Source organism: Burkholderia sp. JPY481, assembly GCF_038900515.1.
GTDB classification, from domain to species: domain Bacteria; phylum Pseudomonadota; class Gammaproteobacteria; order Burkholderiales; family Burkholderiaceae; genus Paraburkholderia; species Paraburkholderia youngii.
Genome location: NZ_JAYMRT010000158.1, coordinates 1 through 375, shown reverse-complemented (window position 1 = coordinate 375; position 375 = coordinate 1). Strand labels below are relative to the sequence as shown.

Annotated in this window: 1 pseudogene; it reads left to right on the top strand. The window is 62.4% G+C overall.

Going from position 1 to position 375, the window contains the following annotated elements:
* A pseudogene (locus tag VSR82_RS40140) lies at window positions 1-375 on the top strand (DDE-type integrase/transposase/recombinase); the annotation flags it as partial.

Here is a 375-nt window from a genome sequence, read left to right as displayed (position 1 = left end):
GGTGTATCGCGTCATGCGTAGCCACGGCCTGCTGCTCGAACGCCGACCGCGTCGACGGCAAGGTCGCGGTAGACAGCAGCAACGCCCGCTGGTGTTCGGACGGTTTCGAATTCCGCTGCGACGACGGTACCCCCTTACGCGTCATCTTTGCACTGGACTGCTGCGACCGGGAAGCCATGAGCTGGGCTGCGACGACGGGCGGCTACACCGGCGACGTGGTGCGCGACGTGATGCTTCAGGCTGTCGAAAACCGTTTCGCCGGTGCGTTGAAGGCTGAGAGCGAAATCGAGTGGCTGAGCGACAACGGTTCCTGCTACATTGCCGACGAGACGCTGACGTTCTCGCAGAAAATCGGTTTGAAGCCCGTCACGACAC